Origin of the sequence: Candidatus Didemnitutus sp., assembly GCA_019634575.1 — a bacterium.
Taxonomy (GTDB): Bacteria; Verrucomicrobiota; Verrucomicrobiia; order Opitutales; family Opitutaceae; genus Didemnitutus.
The window spans coordinates 239,019-256,147 of sequence record JAHCAY010000001.1 but is presented as its reverse complement, the minus strand read 5'-3'; the positions used below and the strand labels follow the sequence as shown (position 1 = coordinate 256,147).

The 17,129-nt window shown below is 64.9% G+C and carries 13 protein-coding genes; 6 read left to right on the top strand and 7 right to left on the bottom strand.

Annotation, left to right across the window (positions count from 1 at the left end; all coding sequences use genetic code 11):
• Positions 1-102: 102 nt before the first annotated feature.
• Positions 103-1,749 carry a formate--tetrahydrofolate ligase gene (locus KF715_00960; protein MBX3735233.1) on the bottom strand — a complete coding sequence of 549 codons (1,647 nt, stop codon included), beginning with the start codon at positions 1,747-1,749 and terminating at the stop codon, positions 103-105.
• 33 nt (positions 1,750-1,782) lie between these two features.
• Between KF715_00960 and KF715_00955 the strand changes: the two genes are divergently transcribed.
• From KF715_00955 to KF715_00945, 3 genes are all read left to right on the top strand, one after another.
• A complete protein-coding gene (locus tag KF715_00955; protein ID MBX3735232.1) occupies positions 1,783-2,169 on the top strand; it encodes an ApaG domain in 387 nt (128 codons plus the stop codon).
• Between the two features lie 84 nt (positions 2,170-2,253).
• Complete coding sequence (locus KF715_00950) at positions 2,254-3,612, top strand: MBL fold metallo-hydrolase (GenBank protein MBX3735231.1); 1,359 nt, start codon at positions 2,254-2,256, stop codon at positions 3,610-3,612.
• Positions 3,613-3,715: 103 nt separating this feature from the next.
• Complete coding sequence (locus tag KF715_00945; GenBank protein ID MBX3735230.1) at positions 3,716-4,654, top strand: hypothetical protein; 939 nt, start codon at positions 3,716-3,718, stop codon at positions 4,652-4,654.
• A gap of 205 nt (positions 4,655-4,859) precedes the next feature.
• On the opposite strand, the gene KF715_00940 is transcribed toward KF715_00945, so the two are convergent.
• The 6 genes from KF715_00940 to uvrA all read right to left on the bottom strand — a co-directional run bounded on the left by KF715_00940 (position 4,860) and on the right by uvrA (position 12,486).
• On the bottom strand, positions 4,860-5,258 hold the full coding sequence (locus tag KF715_00940) for a hemerythrin family protein (protein MBX3735229.1): 399 nt from the start codon (positions 5,256-5,258) through the stop codon (positions 4,860-4,862).
• A 162-nt stretch (positions 5,259-5,420) separates the two neighbouring features.
• Complete coding sequence (locus KF715_00935; GenBank protein ID MBX3735228.1) at positions 5,421-6,215, bottom strand: inositol monophosphatase; 795 nt, start codon at positions 6,213-6,215, stop codon at positions 5,421-5,423.
• 75 nt (positions 6,216-6,290) lie between these two features.
• Positions 6,291-6,836 carry an FmdB family transcriptional regulator gene (locus tag KF715_00930; protein ID MBX3735227.1) on the bottom strand — a complete coding sequence of 182 codons (546 nt, stop codon included), beginning with the start codon at positions 6,834-6,836 and terminating at the stop codon, positions 6,291-6,293.
• Positions 6,837-6,968: 132 nt separating this feature from the next.
• Complete coding sequence (locus KF715_00925; GenBank protein MBX3735226.1) at positions 6,969-8,441, bottom strand: DNA polymerase IV; 1,473 nt, start codon at positions 8,439-8,441, stop codon at positions 6,969-6,971.
• 512 nt (positions 8,442-8,953) lie between these two features.
• Positions 8,954-9,529 carry a DUF4252 domain-containing protein gene (locus KF715_00920; GenBank protein MBX3735225.1) on the bottom strand — a complete coding sequence of 192 codons (576 nt, stop codon included), beginning with the start codon at positions 9,527-9,529 and terminating at the stop codon, positions 8,954-8,956.
• Positions 9,530-9,633: 104 nt separating this feature from the next.
• Positions 9,634-12,486 carry an excinuclease ABC subunit UvrA gene (gene uvrA, locus KF715_00915; protein MBX3735224.1) on the bottom strand — a complete coding sequence of 951 codons (2,853 nt, stop codon included), beginning with the start codon at positions 12,484-12,486 and terminating at the stop codon, positions 9,634-9,636.
• A gap of 216 nt (positions 12,487-12,702) precedes the next feature.
• On the opposite strand from uvrA, the gene KF715_00910 reads away from it, so the two are divergent.
• The 3 genes from KF715_00910 to KF715_00900 all read left to right on the top strand — a co-directional run bounded on the left by KF715_00910 (position 12,703) and on the right by KF715_00900 (position 17,128).
• Positions 12,703-14,688: a DUF1302 domain-containing protein gene (locus tag KF715_00910; protein ID MBX3735223.1), complete on the top strand. Its 1,986-nt coding sequence runs from the start codon at positions 12,703-12,705 to the stop codon at positions 14,686-14,688.
• 19 nt (positions 14,689-14,707) lie between these two features.
• Entirely contained in the window at positions 14,708-16,075 is a 1,368-nt protein-coding gene (locus KF715_00905) for a DUF1329 domain-containing protein (GenBank protein ID MBX3735222.1), read from the top strand.
• Positions 16,076-16,156: 81 nt separating this feature from the next.
• Entirely contained in the window at positions 16,157-17,128 is a 972-nt protein-coding gene (locus KF715_00900; GenBank protein MBX3735221.1) for a hypothetical protein, read from the top strand.
• Position 17,129: the final 1 nt, after the last annotated feature.

Below are 17,129 nucleotides of genomic sequence, written 5' to 3'. Positions count from 1 at the left end.
CGTAGGCTGGCAAGCGGGAAAACCTCCGTGACACGCGCGTCGGCAAAAAAACGAGCGGCCGACTCGCGCCGACCGCTCGCCTGCTCGGGGTTAGGGCCCGGCTCAGGTGCCGGAAATTCCCACGATGTCGCCGCTGGCATCGACATCGATATGTTCGGCCGCCGGCACCTTGGGCAGCGCCGGCATGCGCATCATCTGACCGGTCAGCGCGACGACGAAGCCCGCGCCCGCCGCCAGTTCGAAATCGCGCACCGTGACACGGAAGCCGCGCGGACGGCCGATCTTCTCCGGATCATCAGTGAGCGAATTTTGCGTCTTGGCCATGCACACGGGCAACTTGCCGAAGCCGGCGATCTCGAAGAGCCCGAGCTTGATCTCGGCTTCGGGCAGGATGTCGACGCCGTCGGCACCGTAGAAACGGTGTGCGATCGCCTCCATCTTTTCGCGAATCGGCTGTTCGTCGCGGTAGGTGTATTGCAGCGGCGGAGTGCTGGAATAGATCGAGTGCAGCACGGTTTCCGCGAGCGCGAGTCCGCCCTCCCCGCCCTTCGCGAAGACTTCCGAGACCTCGCACTCCACACCGAGCGCGTGACAGAACGCGCGGACCCGCACGAGTTCGTCGGGCGTGTCGCTCGGGAATTTGTTCAACGCGACCGTCACAGGGCGGTTGAAATTCCGCGCCGCGGTCACATGCGCCTCGAGGTTGGCGAGTCCGCGTTCGAGCGCCGCGAAGTCCGGTTGCGCGAGCGCGTCGGCCGGTGCGCCGCCGTGCAACTTCAGCGCGCGCACCGTCGCCACGAGCACGATGGCGTCGGGATTGAGGCCCGTCTGCCGGCATTTGATGTCGATGAACTTCTCGCCGCCTAGGTCGAAGGCAAACCCCGCTTCCGTCACCACGAAATCCGCGTGCGCGAGTGCCAGACGTGTCGCCAGCACCGAGTTGCAACCGTGCGCGATATTCGCGAAAGGCCCGCCGTGCACGAACGCCGGCACGCCCTCGCAAGTCTGCACCAGGTTCGGCTTCAACGCATCGCGCAGGAGCGCCAGCAAGGCGCCGGTAGCCTTGAATTCCGACGCGCGCACCGGCACGCCCTCCGTCGTGAAGCCGATCACGATGCGATCGAGGCGGGCGCGCAGATCGCGCATCGATTCGCTCAGGCAAAGGATCGCCATGATCTCGGATGCTGCGGTGATATCGAAGCCGCTCCGGCGCTCGCCCGACTTGCCGCCGGCGTTGAGCACGACATTGCGCAGCGCGCGATCGTTCACGTCGAGGACGCGTTTCCACAGCACCTGCGTCGGCGTGAGCCGTGACTGTTTCAGATGGAGTTGGTTGTCGATTATCGACGCGAGGAGGTTGTGCGCCGAGGTGATCGCGTGGAAGTCGCCATTGAAGTGGAGATTGATATCCACCGCGGGCTGCACCGTGCTGCGACCGCCGCCCGTGGCTCCGCCCTTGCGACCGAAGACTGGCCCCATCGACGGCTGGCGCAGTGCCAGCGCGGCGCGCTTGCCGAGCTTGGCGATGCCCTGCGCGAGGCCGATCGACGTCACCGTCTTGCCTTCGCCGGCGGGCGTCGGCGTGATCGCCGACACCAAGATCAGCTTCCCACGCGACGGCTTGTTCTCGAGTGCCTCGAGCGCAACCTTCGCCTTGTCTTGGCCGAAAAGCACCAGATGCTTTTCCGCGATTCCAATCTCCCTCGCGACATCCGCGATTTTCTTCATGGGGTCCTCCGGTAAATCCATTCAACCGCTCAGCGAAAATTCGCTCAACGTCTAATGCCCTCAGCTCCACTGGAATTACGCGGACTTCGCGTTGAATTAGATAAACTCGTCTACCGCCACGGCGGTGATGAGCTCCCGCCGGACCGACCGCACGCCTTCATCTACTACCTCACGATCCACAACGATGCCGACCGCACCGTGACGTTGCTCGGTCGCAAATGGGTCGTCGTGCACGGCGACGGCACGCGCCTCGTCATCGAAGGCGACCGCATCGTCGGAGAGACGCCGCGCCTCGCACCGGGCGAACACTTTTCCTACAACAGCTATCACGTCACCGCGACTGACGCGCGCGTGCACGGCAGTTTTCACGGCGTCGACGAGTTCGGCGCGCACATCTTCGTGCGCATCCCGGAATTCGCTCTGGAAATCCCGCCGGCATGACGCGCGCGTTGCCCGCGTGACGGAAACCGGACAGCGCTTTAACTTGCCCTTGCCGGTGCGGTGCGCCTCCTTGGCAGCCCCGCAATGAAGCTCATCGATCTCAATCGCGACGGCGGCATCGGCGCCAATTCCACATACTGCCAGCTCGGCGATTTTCATTTCGTCATCGATAGCGGGTTGCATCCGAAACAAGTCGGCCGCCAGGCCGCACCGGATTTGACGCCGTTGCGCGACGTCGAGCTCGACCTGATCATCATCACGCACTGCCACCTCGATCACATCGGTTCGCTGCCGATTCTGATGAGGGAGCATCCGAACACGCCGGTCGTCATGACCCAACCGAGCCGCATGATCATCGATCGCATGCTGCACAACTCCGCCAACGTGATGGTGCGCGAGCGCGCGGAAAAGAACGTGATGGATTACCCGCTCTTCACGCACGAGGAGATCGATCGCCTCATGCCGCGCCTGCACGCGCACGGCTTCAACAACCCGAAGAAATTCTCCGGCCAGCGCGACGAGATCGAATTCACCTTCTTCCCCGCCGGCCACATCGTCGGCGCCGCCGGCGTCGAGATCGTGCACAAGCACCGCCGCATCTTCTTCACGGGCGACGTCCTCTTCGAGGCGCAGCGCACGATCAACCCCGCGAAATTTCCCCGCGTCCGCTACGACACGCTGGTCATGGAAACGACGCGCGGCGCGACCGAACGCCCGTCCGACCATTCGCGCCTGCGCGAGGTCACGCGCCTCGTCGACACCATCAACGAGACGCTCCAGCGCGACGGCTCGGTGCTGATTCCAGTCTTTGCGCTCGGCCGCATGCAGGAAATCCTTGCCGTGCTCCACGACGCGAAAAAGTTCGGCAAACTCGTCGAGTCCCCGATCTTCGCGTCCGGCCTCGGCATGGATCTGTGCGACTACTTTGACGACATCGCCAAGAAGACCGGTCAGGTGCACTTCACCCGCACGATCCTGAAAGACCTCGGTGTGCGCAAAACGCCCCGCGATCTCCAGCCCGGCAAGCAGCCGCCGCAGCAAGGCATCTACGTCGTCAGCTCCGGCATGGTCGTGGACAACACGCCGTCCTACGCACTCGCCTCGGCGCTCGCCGGCAATGCGAAGAACGCGATCTGTTTCGTGGGCTATTGCGACCCCGACACCGCCGGCGGCCGCCTGCTCGCTTCGCGCCAGGGTGACGAGTTCCTTTTCGACGCGGTCAACGTGAAGACGAAAATCCGCTGCCAGATCGAGCGCTTCGACCTTTCCGGGCACGCCGACCGCGAGGAGTTGCTGCAATTCGCCATCGACTGCCAACCCCGTTCGCTCGTGATCACTCACGGCGATCCGCCGGCGCGCGCCTGGTTCATGCAGCAGCTCGCCGAGAAGCTGCCGCACACGAAGCTGCTCGATCCCGTGCCGCTGCACGAATACCGCGTCTAATTACCGCCAGCAGCGCCGCTGCAGGCCGTCGTCGCTGGTGAATCGCCGGCGCGCCGTGCCGATAACCAGGATGAAGCCGAGCGCATCGTCCGGTCTTCGCGCCATGAACCCTCGCCACTCGCGGACTAAATACGCAATTGGCCTCGGTGTTCTCGTAATTCTGGCGGGGACACCGGCGGTCGTGCTGTCGCGTGGAAACGCGAGCCCCAGTGAGACTTGGATCGGGCTCGCCTGCGGAGGAGTCGCCTTGCTTGTGGCCATCTGGACCTACCGGAGCACCTCGAACGCGATCGCGGCCATCGTCGCGGAATCCGATGCGGCCGCGCACGAATTCGCCATCGCCGTGGACGAAGCTCGGCAAGCCCAAGCCGCGTCAACCGTTACGCTGCAGCAGGAAACCGCCTCGGTGGCGCGTGCTAACGACCGACTCAGCACTGCGGTTTCGCTGATCCAACAGCACGCCGACCAGGCCAAACAAACGACCTCTCTCGCCAGCGCGACTCACGAAACCGCCGACCGCGGTGTGCGTGAGTTGCAGGCCATCGGCGATGCGATCGAGGCGCTGAACCAGAGCAGCGGCGAGATTTCGAAGATTTTGCAGACGATCGACGCAATCGCCTTCCAGACCAATCTGCTCGCGCTCAACGCCGCCGTCGAAGCGGCGCGTGCCGGCGAGGCGGGCGCCGGCTTTTCCATCGTCGCCGACGAGGTCCGCCGGCTCGCAAAGGACGCCTCTGAAGCCGCGCAACAGACGTCCAGCAAAGTCGAGGATGCCGTGAATTGGATCAGTCAATGCGAGATGCTCAAGATTGCCTTGAGCGAAACGCTGCAAGACGTCGCAGGCAAAGCCCGCGAGCTCGACACCGCCGTCGCGGAGATTTCCTGCGGTTCACGTGAGCAATCGGAGAGCGTCAGCGCCGTGAACGCCTCGATCACCGATCTCAATCGACGCCTGCAGAAGCTGACCAACACTCGGCCCGGCACACCGGCGATTTCATTCCCGTCGACAACCGCGCTCATGCCGGAATCGATCGACGCATGATCGCGCGCTTGCGTCGAGCTCCGTAGACCTCGGCGGCGAGAGCCATTCGCTCGGCGGGCTCAAGCCGCCGCACTTCAAGCACGGGACGCACTCCACCGAACGCGCTCCACCGAACTATGCTCAGACCGCATCCGAGGATACGCCGCCGCAGTATCGGCGATCCGATCGACCAACGAGCACCGACGCTCCTTCCCGCCGCCCACGCTCAGTGTTTCGCGCAGGCCTTGAGCTGAATATCGATCGAGAGAATGTGATTCTTGATCCAGTCCGCCGCCGCACCGTGCAGGCTTTTCAGCAGCTCCGGCTTTGGTCCTTCAACGGCGTAGCGCGACTTGTATTTCGCGAAGAGATCCAGGAACGCCGCGTGCGCGGCCTTGTTCTTTTCATGGGCCGGACAATGTGCCTTCTCCATGCAGCCTTCCTCGAATTTGAAATGCGTGCCGACGTAGGAACCGAGGAAGTTCAACAACTCGTCGCACTTCGCTTTCGGTGGCGGCGGACCAACGAGAAGTTGTTCCATCTGATTGATCTTTTCGATCAGCATTTTGTGTTGCGTGTCCACGAGGGGCACGCCGGTGGCGAATTGTTCGCTCCAAGCGAGCATAATGCACTCCTTCTTGTTCGGTCTGGTCGCTCGATGCTCCTCGTCCAATCGGGCAAAGGTTGAGCTCTTGCTCCTTGCAACGTCACGTTGCGCGCGCGATTGAAGGATTCCGCCGCGCTCGCGCGGTAAGAAGCATGCCTAAACGCAAGATCTGCGCCGCGTTTATCGGCCGAGTGTCTCGTGCAGCTTCGCCACCATCGCCGCGTTGCCGGCGAGGTATTGGACGCGCGGGCTCTTGAGCCAGAATTCTTTTAATGGGAACGGCGTCGGCGTGAGGTAGTCGAGCTGACCGCCACCCTCCTCGATCATCGCGGCCGCGGCGGCGATGTCCCAGAGCCGGTTGTTGTGCTCCACCACCCCGTCGAGATGGCCGGTCGCGCAATAGGCCAGGTGCAGCGCGCTGCTGCCGAGGCCGCGGATCTTGAAGGCTTCGATGATGCGCTTGCCCTCGGCGGCGTAGCTTTTCTCCACCGGGGAATGGAAGCCGATGAGGCTGTGTCCGTGCGGCGCCTCGGGCGCCACGCGCGCGGGCTTGCCGTCGTCCCACACGCCGCGACCGCGACCGCCGTGCATCAACGTCCGGCGCGCCATGTCGTAGATGACGCCGTAGATGGGCTCACCGTTTTCCAGCAACGCGAGCGAGATGGAGACATAGATGATGCCGTTCGCGTAGTTGTTCGTCCCGTCGATTGGGTCGAGCACCCAGCAGTAACGCGATGTCACTGGCACCGGCTGGTCCGTGACCGCCAGTTCCTCGCTGAAAAACTGGTCTTCCGGAAACTGCTTGGCGATCGCCGCCTGGATCGACTCCGAGATGGCGATGTCGACCGGCGTCACGCGCGTGCCGTCGTATTTGATCTGCGCCTTCGTGCGGCCGAATTCGGCATGGAGGCGCCCGGTTTCGGCGAGCACGGCGGCCTTGGCTGCTTCGATGCGTGAGTCGATGGCGGAAGACATTCCGCGCAAAGGAACACGAGAACGGCCAAGAACCAAGCGCAGAGTGCGTGCAACCGAGGCGCGCACCCGCAGCGCTCAATCGTAGTCGTGAAGCTTCGGGTCGCGCGTGGGCGGAGGGCGACGGACCTTGAACTTCGCCCTGCCTTCTTGCGGTTCCGGCTTCTTCCCCGCATCCGCCGGCATGCCGTCCTCCGTCCCGCCCTCGCCCGCGAACGCGTCGCCCATCTGCTCCTCCAGCGAATCGGGATCGGCGCCCTCTTCGAGTTTGCGCACGGCTTCCTCCATCGGCTCGTCGAGTTTCTCGCCGCTGAGCTCCGCCATGCGCCGCATCATGCGCGCCATGGCACGCGGGTCGTTTTCGTCGACGCCGCCGAACTCGCGCTCCATCGCTCCCATCGCCGCTTCTATGCGCGCATCCTCGGCCGGATCACCCGCCGCAGGCGCGGCCGGCGCAGACGGCTCCTTGCGGTTGCCGCCGACAGCGAAGTTCGAGACGAGCTTAACCATGCGCGCCCTCGGATTGTCCGGGCAGCGCGGCGTGAGTTTCCCCTGCGCGAGCGTCTTCGCGAAGAACGAGTAGATGCGATTCGTGTCGGGACTGTAATACTCGTAGATTGGCATGGCGGACGGGCTCCCACGGATTGCGGAGCCTCGCGTGTTTTCAAATCGAAATTCGCGGGCGTTCTGCGTCCAGGACGGCAGCGCTCTTGCCCGTGCCTCGCCGTCCGCCGAGCGCAAATGTGCGGCGCACCGTCACCGGTCGCCGAGTTGGTGGCCGCGTTGCACGGTGGGTTTCTTGCCGGTGTTCATTTTATCCAACACGGCGGCGAGCCGGCGTTTCTTTTCGTCGGCTTGCGCGAACATTTCCAGCTGTGCGGCCGGTTCCTCGATGCCGGAAAAGCGCACGCTGACCAGCCGCAGCGGGCGGCGCTTGGTCCACGCCGCTTTCAGCAACGGGCCGACCAGCGGATAGAACGGGGCCTCGAGATCGGTGGCTACCGCCAAACTGCGGCCGCACGAGCTGTCCTCCATGCCTGGATAGCGCACTTTCACGGTCAGGGTCCGCGCCCGCTTTCCGTCGCCGCGCACGGACGGCATGAGATCGTCGATCATGCGCTTCGCGATGCGTTCGATCTCGGCAAAGTCCCAGATGTCCTCGCCGAACGTCTCCTGCTGCGAATACGACTTCGCGTCCTCGTGGTCGACGTGCACCACCCGGTCGTCCTCGCCGCGCGCCATGCGCACGATCTCGGCGGAAAAATTGCCGAACGTCTCCTCCACCTCCCGCTCGCTCAACGCGAGGATGTCGCGCACGAGTTTGAGTCCGACGGCCTTCAACCGCTCCTCGGTTTTTTTGCCGATGCCCGGCAGGACGCCCACGGAAAGCGGCGCAAGGAACTCCGCTTCCTGTCCCGGCAATACGACCGTGAAGCCGCGCGGCTTGCGCGCCTTGCTGGCGATGGCCGCGACGAGTTTGTTCGCCGCGATGCCGAACGACGTGGGGATTTGGTGTTCGTCCCATATCCGCTGCTGCAACGCCCGGACGCGCGTCTCGGTCTCCGCGACGGTCTTGAAGCCGCACATGCCGAGATCGAGGTAGCCTTCGTCGATCGAATTGCGCTGCACGATCGGCGTGAGCGTTTCGCATAGGTCGAACATCGCGCGCGACTTCTTGCCGTAGAGGCCGGAAGTGTGCGGGAGCAAAATCAGATCCGGACAGACGCGCAGGGCGAGCTTCGTCGGCATCGGCGTGTAGACACCCGCCGCGCGCGCTTCGTAGCTGGCCGAGGAAATGATGCCGCGCTCGCGTCCGCCCACCGCGGTCTTCTTGCCGCGCAGATCCGGCCGCAGCGCCAGTTCGCACGACACGAAGAATGCGTCGGCATCCAGATGCACGATGGTCGGCAGGGCCGGCTTCGTCGGGTGATTCGGCGCGTCGCTGGGCACGCCGACAGTTTTCGGGAGATTTACCACCGCGCAACACCGCGCGGTGCAAAAAAACGCCTGCGTTGCATGACGCAGGCGGAAAATCGAGGTTGGCCAGTCCCTGTGGACTGCGCACCACTCAAAGCAGTTTCTGGTGCCGGGATGCGATCTTCTTGATCTGCTCGGGCGTGTGGCGCTGCACCAGCTCGGTGAGCGTGTCCGGATCGACCGTCGTCGAGACGACGACCAATTCGCGGCGGTTGACGACTGCGATGCAGATGTCGATCGGATCGCCCTCATCGAGATTTTCCGGCGTGTAGATCAGGACCGCCTCGGCTTCGCCGCGATCGGAGACGCCGACCAGCCGGGTCCAGCCGCGCTTTTGCATCGCCCGGTCGGTGTCCACGAAAAGCTGCTCGCGCGACCACTCGCCGGACTGGCTCCGGCGTTCGTAGACGCCGACGCTGGCGTGCTTGACCGCGGCGAGCGCCAGGCGGGCGTCGACGACTTCGGGTTTCCGCACGAAGAGCAGGCCGCCGCGAACGGCGCCGAGCGTGAGCCGGCCGACGCTGCACTGGACTTTGGTGTGCCAGTCGGCGTTGGTTGCCTTCATGACGTTGCGGCGCAGGGCGGCGGCGTCGCTGTCGAGGGTGACATAACTCGCCACCGCGACGGCCATGATCACGAACGGCGCGAGGCAGATGCCGAGCACCCAGGGCCAGACGCGGCGGCGGCGCGCGACGGGAGTTTGCGGAGTCGTCGGATTCATGACGGGAGAGTCGGCGATGGCGTTGGCGAGGGAACGGGAGCGATCAGGCCTTCGCCTTGACCTTCGCGTTCAACTTGATGTGACGCAGGGGCTCGATGTCGTATTTCTCGGCGAGCGCGCCGATCTTGTCGGCGTTGATGCTGCCGACGACGTTCACGAAGACCGCCTCGCCTTTGTGGTCGATGACGGTGACGACGAGGCCTTCGATGACGTCCTCGCCTTTCAGCTTGGCGAAGATGGCGACATCGTCGCCCTTGTTCTCCTCGCGGACGGTGACCATGCGGTGCCAGCCGGCTTTCTCGAGCTTGGCGCGGACGGCCTCGATCTTTTCGACATTGGCAGCGCGGTTGGCGTCGTCGAGGCCGACGACGTTGACGCGGATGCGTTGGATGTCGCCGACGATGTCGGCGGCGTCGGCGTCCTGATGCTTGGCGATGCGCGCGGCGAATTTCAGCATCGCGGGCGAAAGGTTTACCTCGACGAACTGGCCCTTGGCGGACGGAAGGAGCTGGCCGATGTCGACGAAGCCGGAATCTTCATCCGCGGCGAACGCAGCGGTGGCAGTGAGCGCCAGCGACACGGTCGCGGCGGCGAGGAGGGAGCGGAGCGAGGATTTCATGGGAGTTTCTTGGGAGGGTTAGTGGCCGGATGCTCCCAACACCCGGCAGGGCGCCGCGAAGTTGCGGAAAGTTCGCGCGAACAAGCGCGAAAGCCGCGGAGGGCCTATTTTGCCCCGCGCCAGACGCGGAGCGCCTCGCCGGTGAGCGAGCGCAATTCCTTCTCGATGCCGGCGCCCGGGCCGGCGTAGACGATCTCGCCGCCCTCGGGACCGCCGCCGGGTCCGAGATCGATCAGCCAGTCGGCGAGGTGAATCACATCGAGGTTGTGCTCGATGATTACGACGGTGTTGCCGGCGTCGCGCAGCTTGAAGAGTAAGTCCATCAACCGCTGGATGTCCGTCCAATGCAGGCCGGTCGTGGGCTCGTCGAGGATGTAGAGCGTGCGGCCTTGCTCGCGTTTGCTCAGTTCGAGGGAGAGCTTGATCCGCTGCGCCTCGCCGCCCGAAAGCGTCGTGGCGGACTGACCGAGCGAAAGATAGCCGAGGCCGACCGCATCGAGCGTCGCGAGTTTCTCGCTGATGCGCGGGATGGCGCGGAACAGCTCCATCGCCTCGCGCACGGTGAGATCGAGGACGTCGGCGATGTTCTTGCCGTGGTAGCGCACCTCGAGCGTCTCGCGGTTGAAGCGCCGGCCGGCGCAGCTCGGGCACGGCGCGAACGCGTCGGCCATGAACTGCATGTCGAGACGGATCTGCCCGTCGCCCTGACAACGCTCGCAGCGGCCGCCGCGGACATTGAACGAGAAACGGCTGGCCTTGTAGCCGCGAACTTTAGCCAACGGGATTTGCGCAAAGAGATCGCGCAGCAGATCGAGCAACCCGACGTAGCTCGCGGGATTCGAGCGCGGGCTGCGGCCGATGGGCTCCTGGTCGACTTGCACGGTCTTCTCGAAGTGTTCGAGGCCGGCGAGGCCCTTGTGTTTTCCGGGGAGCGTCTTCGCGCCGTTCAGCTTTCGCGCCGTGGCGGCGGCGAGGATGTCGTTCACGAGCGAGCTCTTGCCGGAGCCGGAAACGCCCGTGACGCACGTGAGCAAGCCGACGGGAAACGCGGCGTCGACGTTCTTCAGGTTGTGCTCGGACGCGCCGCGCACGGTGAGCCAACGGCCGTCGGGCGCGAGGGTCTTGGCGTCTTTCGCGACACCCAACTTGCGCGCGAGATACGGGCCGGTGCGCGAAGCGGAAGCGGGCAACCGCGCGCAGTCGGCGGGCGTGCCTTGGAACAGAATCTCGCCACCCTCGCGGCCGGCGCCGGGGCCGAGTTCGATGAGCTGATCGGCGATGCGCATCGTGTCCTCGTCGTGCTCGACGACGACGACCGTGTTGCCGCGATCGCGCAGGTCGCGGAGCGTGGCGAGAAGCTTCTGGTTGTCGCGCGCGTGCAGGCCGATGCTTGGCTCATCGAGGACGTAGATGACGCCGACGAGTCCCATGCCGAGCTGCGTGGCGAGGCGGACGCGCTGAGATTCGCCACCGGAGAGCGTGCTGTATTCGCGATCGAGCGTGAGATAGCCGAGACCGGTTTCCTGAAGGAAATGCAGTCGTTGCTCGACGCCTTCGATCACTTCGGCGACGGCCTCGATCGAGCCGAGTTTCGCCGGCACATCGCGGAGGAACGCCAGCGCATGATTGATATCCATCGCGCTGAATTCCGGATACGCCACGCCGGCGAGACGCACGGCGGCGCTGCGGGGATTGAGGCGCGAGCCATGGCACGTCGGACACTCGCCGCTCACCATGAAAGTCGTGAGCCGGGCACGGAAGCCGTCGCTGTCGGTCTCGCGAAAACTCTCCATCAAGTCCGCGACGACACCGAGGAACGCCATCGCCTTCGGCTCGCGCATGCGGCGAAGCTTGAAGCTGAAGAGCCGCTCCCCCGCTCCGTGCAAAATCAGGTCGCGCGTCTCCGCGGGGAGCTTCTTCCACGGCACGTCCGGGTCGAAGGGCAGTTGCTCTGCGAGCTGCTTGAGCAGCGCGTTGTGTTTGATGATGAGATTTTTTCCGCCGATGCGCCACGGCTTGATCGCGCCTTCGCGCACGGACTTCTCCGGATCGGGAATGACGAGCTCGTCGCTGAACGTGAGTTGCCGGCCGATGCCGCCGCAGTCGGGGCATGCGCCCTCCTTGTTGTTGAAGGAGAAATGGCGCGGCGTGAGCGGCTCGAAGACGTCGCCGCAGACCTCGCACGCGAGGTTCTGGCTGAGCGGAATTTCTCGCCACGGCGCATCGGCGGTCCTCTGCACGAGCACGAGCGCGCGGCTCTGGCCCTCGCGGAAGGCGAGTTCGAGCGAGTCGGCCACGCGGCTGCGTTGGTCGGCGTTGAGCACGATGCGGTCGAGCACGACCTCGACGACGATTTCGGCGGCGCCAGTGGGGATGAGTTTGGTTTCCTCGAGGGACTTCACCTCGCCCGCGATGCGCACGCGCTGGAAACCCCGTTGCCGCAGCCGCGGCAACTCGTCGCGCAGCACCGCGGGTTTCGCCTTCATGAACGGCGCGAGGATGAGCGCGCGCTCGGCCGGCGCGTCGCGGAAGAGTTGATCGATGCAGTCGTCGAGCGAGCGCTTCACCACGCGGCCGCCATCCTTCGGGCAGCGTTGCTCGCCGCAGAGCGACCAGAGCAGGCGCGCGTAGTCGGCGACTTCGGTGACGGTGGCGACCGTGCTGCGCGGCGACCCCGAGCCGGTGCGCTGCTCGATGGCGAGGACCGGCGAGAGACCGTGGATGAAGTCGACGTCGGGTTTCTTCAGTTGCTCGAGAATCTGGCGCGCCTGCGCGGACAGGCTCTCCATGTATTTCCGGTAGCCCTCGGCGTAGAGCGTATCGAACGCGAGGGAGCTTTTTCCGGAACCGCTCGGTCCGGTGACCACGACGAGTTTTCCCCGCGGGATGCGCAGCTCGAGATTCCGGAGATTGTGCTCTCGGGCTCCCTTGATGTGGATATGCGCGGCGGCGTCCATGATGTCGGCCCACGGTTGCCGAATCGGACGGGAGGTCAAAACGCTAATGGCGAAACCAACCCCCTGCTCCACCGTGGATTAAGTCTTGAAGTCATAAACGAAACGCCGCTTCATCCGCGCCAATGAGCCCGGTCCCCGGCTCCTTGTTTCACCCTAACCACCCCGACCGCTCCGCTTGAGCGGCAGTGTTTACCCGCTATGAACCCAAGCAAACCTATGCATCGTCGTCTGCGCGCGCAGGCGATCGCCGCGTTAACCGCCGCCCTCTGCCTGACGCCCGCCGTGCGCGCCGTCGTGTTGCAGTTCGGCGAAGTCAAAGGCCACTTCGACACGACGCTGTCGTTCGGCGGCCTGTATCGACTCAACCCACCCAACCCGGAACTCTACGGCCTCACCAACTCGTTCAACGGCGTCGCCGGCAAACAGCGTTCGGTCAACGCCGACGACGGCGACTTGAACTACGGCTCCACCCTCGTCTCTGCGCTGCTCAAAGCCAGCCACGACCTCGAGCTGAACTACAAGAACTCCGGCCTCTTCGTCCGCGGCTTCTACTTCAACGATTTCGTCAACTCGAACGGCTCACGCAAGAAAGCAGCGCTCTCTGACGAGGCCCAACGCATCGTCGGACAAGGCGGCGAGCTCCTCGACGCCTACGTCTACTTCAAGCCCACGCTCGGCACCATGCCGGCACGCTTCGCCATCGGCAAACAGGTCCTCAGCTGGGGCGAAAGCACCTTCATCCCGAACGGCATCAACTCGGTCAACCCGATCGACGTGGCCAAGCTCCGCACGCCCGGCTCCGAGCTGAAGGAAGCGCTCCGCCCACTCAACATGGTGTCCGCCTCCCTCGGCATCACCGACAAGCTGACCGCCGAAGCGTTCTACCTCCTCGATTGGGAACGCACCCGCGTCGACCCCCCGGGCACCTATTTCTCGACCAATGACTTCGTCGCCAAGGGCGGTCAGAAAGTCTACCTCGGCTTCGGCGGCATCAACGACGGCTCCTCCCTCGGCGCCATCCTGCGCGGCACCGACAACGAGCCCGGCAACTCCGGCCAGTGGGGCCTCGCCTTCCGCTACCTCGCCGAGAATCTCAACAACACCGAGTTCGGCCTCTACTACATGAATTACCACAGCCGGCTCCCGGTCATCTCGGCGCGCACGCCGACGGTCCCGGTGAACAGCGCGAAGGTCGTCAGCGATTCGCAGGCTGCAATCCAAGGCAGCACGACACTCCTGACCGCGATCGGCACCGCCGCCGCCAGCTCCGGCATTCCGACCTCCACCGCCTTCCAGCTCGTGCTCGGCGCCGCCCTCGGCGACCCGACCGCGACCGCCGCAATTGCCGCATTTCCGGCCGTGCAAGGCTTGGTTCCCACGATCGCCGCGCAAGTCACGACCCCCATCAGCACGCGCGAACTCCTCACCGCCGCCGCCACAGGCAACTACGTGATCGAGTTCCCCGAGGACATCCACCTGTGGGGCGCCAGTTTCAACACCAACATCGCCGGCGTCGCCCTCCAGGGCGAAATCAGCTACCGCAACAACCAGCCGTTCCAAGTCGACGACGTCGAGTTGCTCTTCGCCGCGCTCTCCCCGCTCAGCTCGCGCTTCGGCAACAACAACCAACTCGGCACCTTCGCCCTCAACACCTACATCCCCGGCTACCGCCGCCACAAGGTCTGGACCGGCCAGATGACCGCCACGAAAGTCGCGCGCGGCATCTTCGGCGCCGATCAGACGACCCTCATCGCCGAGGTCGGCTACGTGAACGCCGACATCCCGAACCCCGGCAAACTCCGCTACGACGGCCCCGGCACCTTCGTCGGCGGCGACGTCAACTACATGAACGCCTCCGGCAACAACACCTCCGGTGCGCAACCCACCTACGAACCCGCCAGCGCGTTCGCCACCAAGTTCTCGTGGGGTTACCAACTGGTCGGTCGCCTCGACTACAATAACGCCTTCCACGGCGTGAACGTCTCCCCGCTCGTGCTCTTCTCGCACGACGTCAGCGGCAACACGCCGCTCCCGATGGGCAACTTCCGCGAAGGCCGCAAAACCGTCACCGCCGGTGCCGACTTCAGCTTCCAGAACGCCTGGGCGCTCGAACTCCGCTACGTGAACTTCTTCGGCGCCGGACGCTACAATCTCCTCGGCGACCGCGACTACGTCTCCGCCACCCTGAAGTATTCGTTCTAACCCCGCGCCCCACGTCATCATGAAGACCAAGATCACACTCTCCGTCCTCACCTGCCTGGGCGCCCTCGCCGCCCAAGCCGCCATCTCCCAAGCCGACGCCGACCGCCTCGGCGCCGACCTGACCCCGCTCGGCGGCGAAAAGGCCGGCAACGCCGACGGCTCGATTCCCGCCTGGGACGGCGGCATCACCGCCGGCCCCGCCGGCTACAAGCCCGGCATGCATCACCCCGATCCGTTCGCGGGCGAGCAGCCGCTCTTCACCATCACCGCCGCGAACGCCGACCAATACGCCGGCAAACTCAGCGCCGGCCACCTCGCGCTCCTGAAGGCCTACCCGACCTACAAGATGCCGGTCTATACCTCGCATCGCACGGCCTCCAATCCGCAGCGGATCTACGACGCCACGAAGAAGCACGCCACCACCGCCGCCCTCACCGAAGGCGGCAACGGCATCAGCGGCTCCGTCGTCGGCATCCCGTTCCCCATTCCGCAGAACGGCCTCGAGGTGATCTGGAATCACCTCACCCGCTACCGCGGCATCGCCGCCTCGCGCTCGATCAGCCAGGCCGCCCCGCAGCGCAACGGCAGCTACACCCTCGTCGATTTCGACGACGAATTCTTCTTCAACTACGTCCGCGACGACATCTCCGAAGCCGAACTCGCCAAACAAATCGCCTCCGACAACGTCCTGATCTACTTCAAGCAGGCCGTCACCGCCCCCGCCCGCCTCGCCGGCTCCATCCTCCTCGTGCACGAGACGATGGACCAAGTGAAGGAAAAGCGCCGCGCCTGGCTCTACAACGCCGGCCAGCGCCGTGTGCGCCTCGCCCCGTCGATCGAATACGACAACCCCGGCACCGCCGCCGACGGCATGCGCACCTCCGACCAGTTCGACATGTTCAACGGCGCCCCCGATCGCTACGACTGGAAGCTCGTCGGCAAAAAGGAAATGTATGTCCCCTACAATTCCTACAAACTGCACAGCGACTCGGTGAAGTATGACGAGATCCTGAAGCCCCTGCACATCAACCAAGACCTCACCCGCTACGAACTCCACCGCGTCTGGGTCGTCGACGCCACGCTCAAGGCCGGCACCAGCCACGTCTACTCCCGCCGCACGTTCTACGTCGACGAGGACAGCTGGCAGGTCCTCGCCGTCGATCAATACGACGGCCGCGGCCAGCTCTGGCGCGTCTCCGAGGCGCACTGCATCAACTACTACGATGCCCTCACCTTCTGGAGCACGCTCGAAGTCCACACCGACCTGATCGCCGGCCGCTACCTCGCCATCGGCCTCGATAATCAGGGCAAGATGTATGACTTCACCCTCAAGCGCACGCCGCAGGACTACACGCCCGCGCGCCTCCGCCAGGAAGGCGTCCGCTAACACCAAGAATTGCGCAAGGGCGGCCACGATCCAGGCCGCCCTTTTGCTTGCCCACTCCGCTCCCCGGAAAATCATCGCCCCATGCTCTCGCCGTTCGCTGCCGCAGCGGCCGTCTGTGCCCGCCACTCCCTCCGCCTCGCGGCCGCGACGCTCGCGCTGCTCCTTGGCACGCTGACCTTCGCGCAGGACGTCTCGGAGCCCGCACCCCTCGCCGCGAAATCCCTGCTGCTCGACATCGCGATCGCGGGTGATCGCGTGGTCGCCGTCGGCGATCGGGGGCATGTGCTGTTGTCCTCCGACGACGGCAACACCTGGCAACAAAGCATCACTCCCACCCGCGCGATGCTCACCTGCGTCTCCTTCGCCGACACCGAGCACGGCTGGGCCGCCGGCCACGACGGCGTCATCATCGCCACCAACGACGGCGGCAAAACCTGGACCCGGCAAGATGGCGGCCAGGACCTCGACACCGTGTTCCTCGACATCCTCTTTCTCGATGCCCAACACGGTTTCGTCGTTGGTGCCTACGGAAAATTCCTCGAGACCACCGACGGCGGCAAGACGTGGACTGTGCGCAAGATCGCCGAGGAAGACGTCCACTTCAACCGCCTCTCGCGCGACGGCACTGCCGCGCTCTACCTCGCCGGCGAACAAGGCACCGTGCTCATCTCGCACGACCTCGGCCGGACTTGGCAACGCTCCCCGCTCGACTACGAAGGCTCGCTCTTCGGCGTGCGCCCTCTCACCGGCGGCTTGCTCGTCGCTTACGGCCTGCGCGGCCGGATCTTCGTCTCCACCGACGACGGTGCTTCCTGGCAACCCCGCGATAACGACATAAAGACGCTCATCACCTGCGGCGCGCGCCTGCGCGAAGGCGTCGTCGTCCTCGCCGGCCAGGGCGGCAACTTTTTCATCAGCCGCGACGGCTGCCGTTCCTTCCATCATTGGAAACCCGACGATTTCGGCACGAGCGTCGCTGACCTCGCCGTCGCGCGCGACGGCGCGCTCATCACCGTCGGCGAAGCCGGCGCCGTCCGCATCAACATCCCCTGAT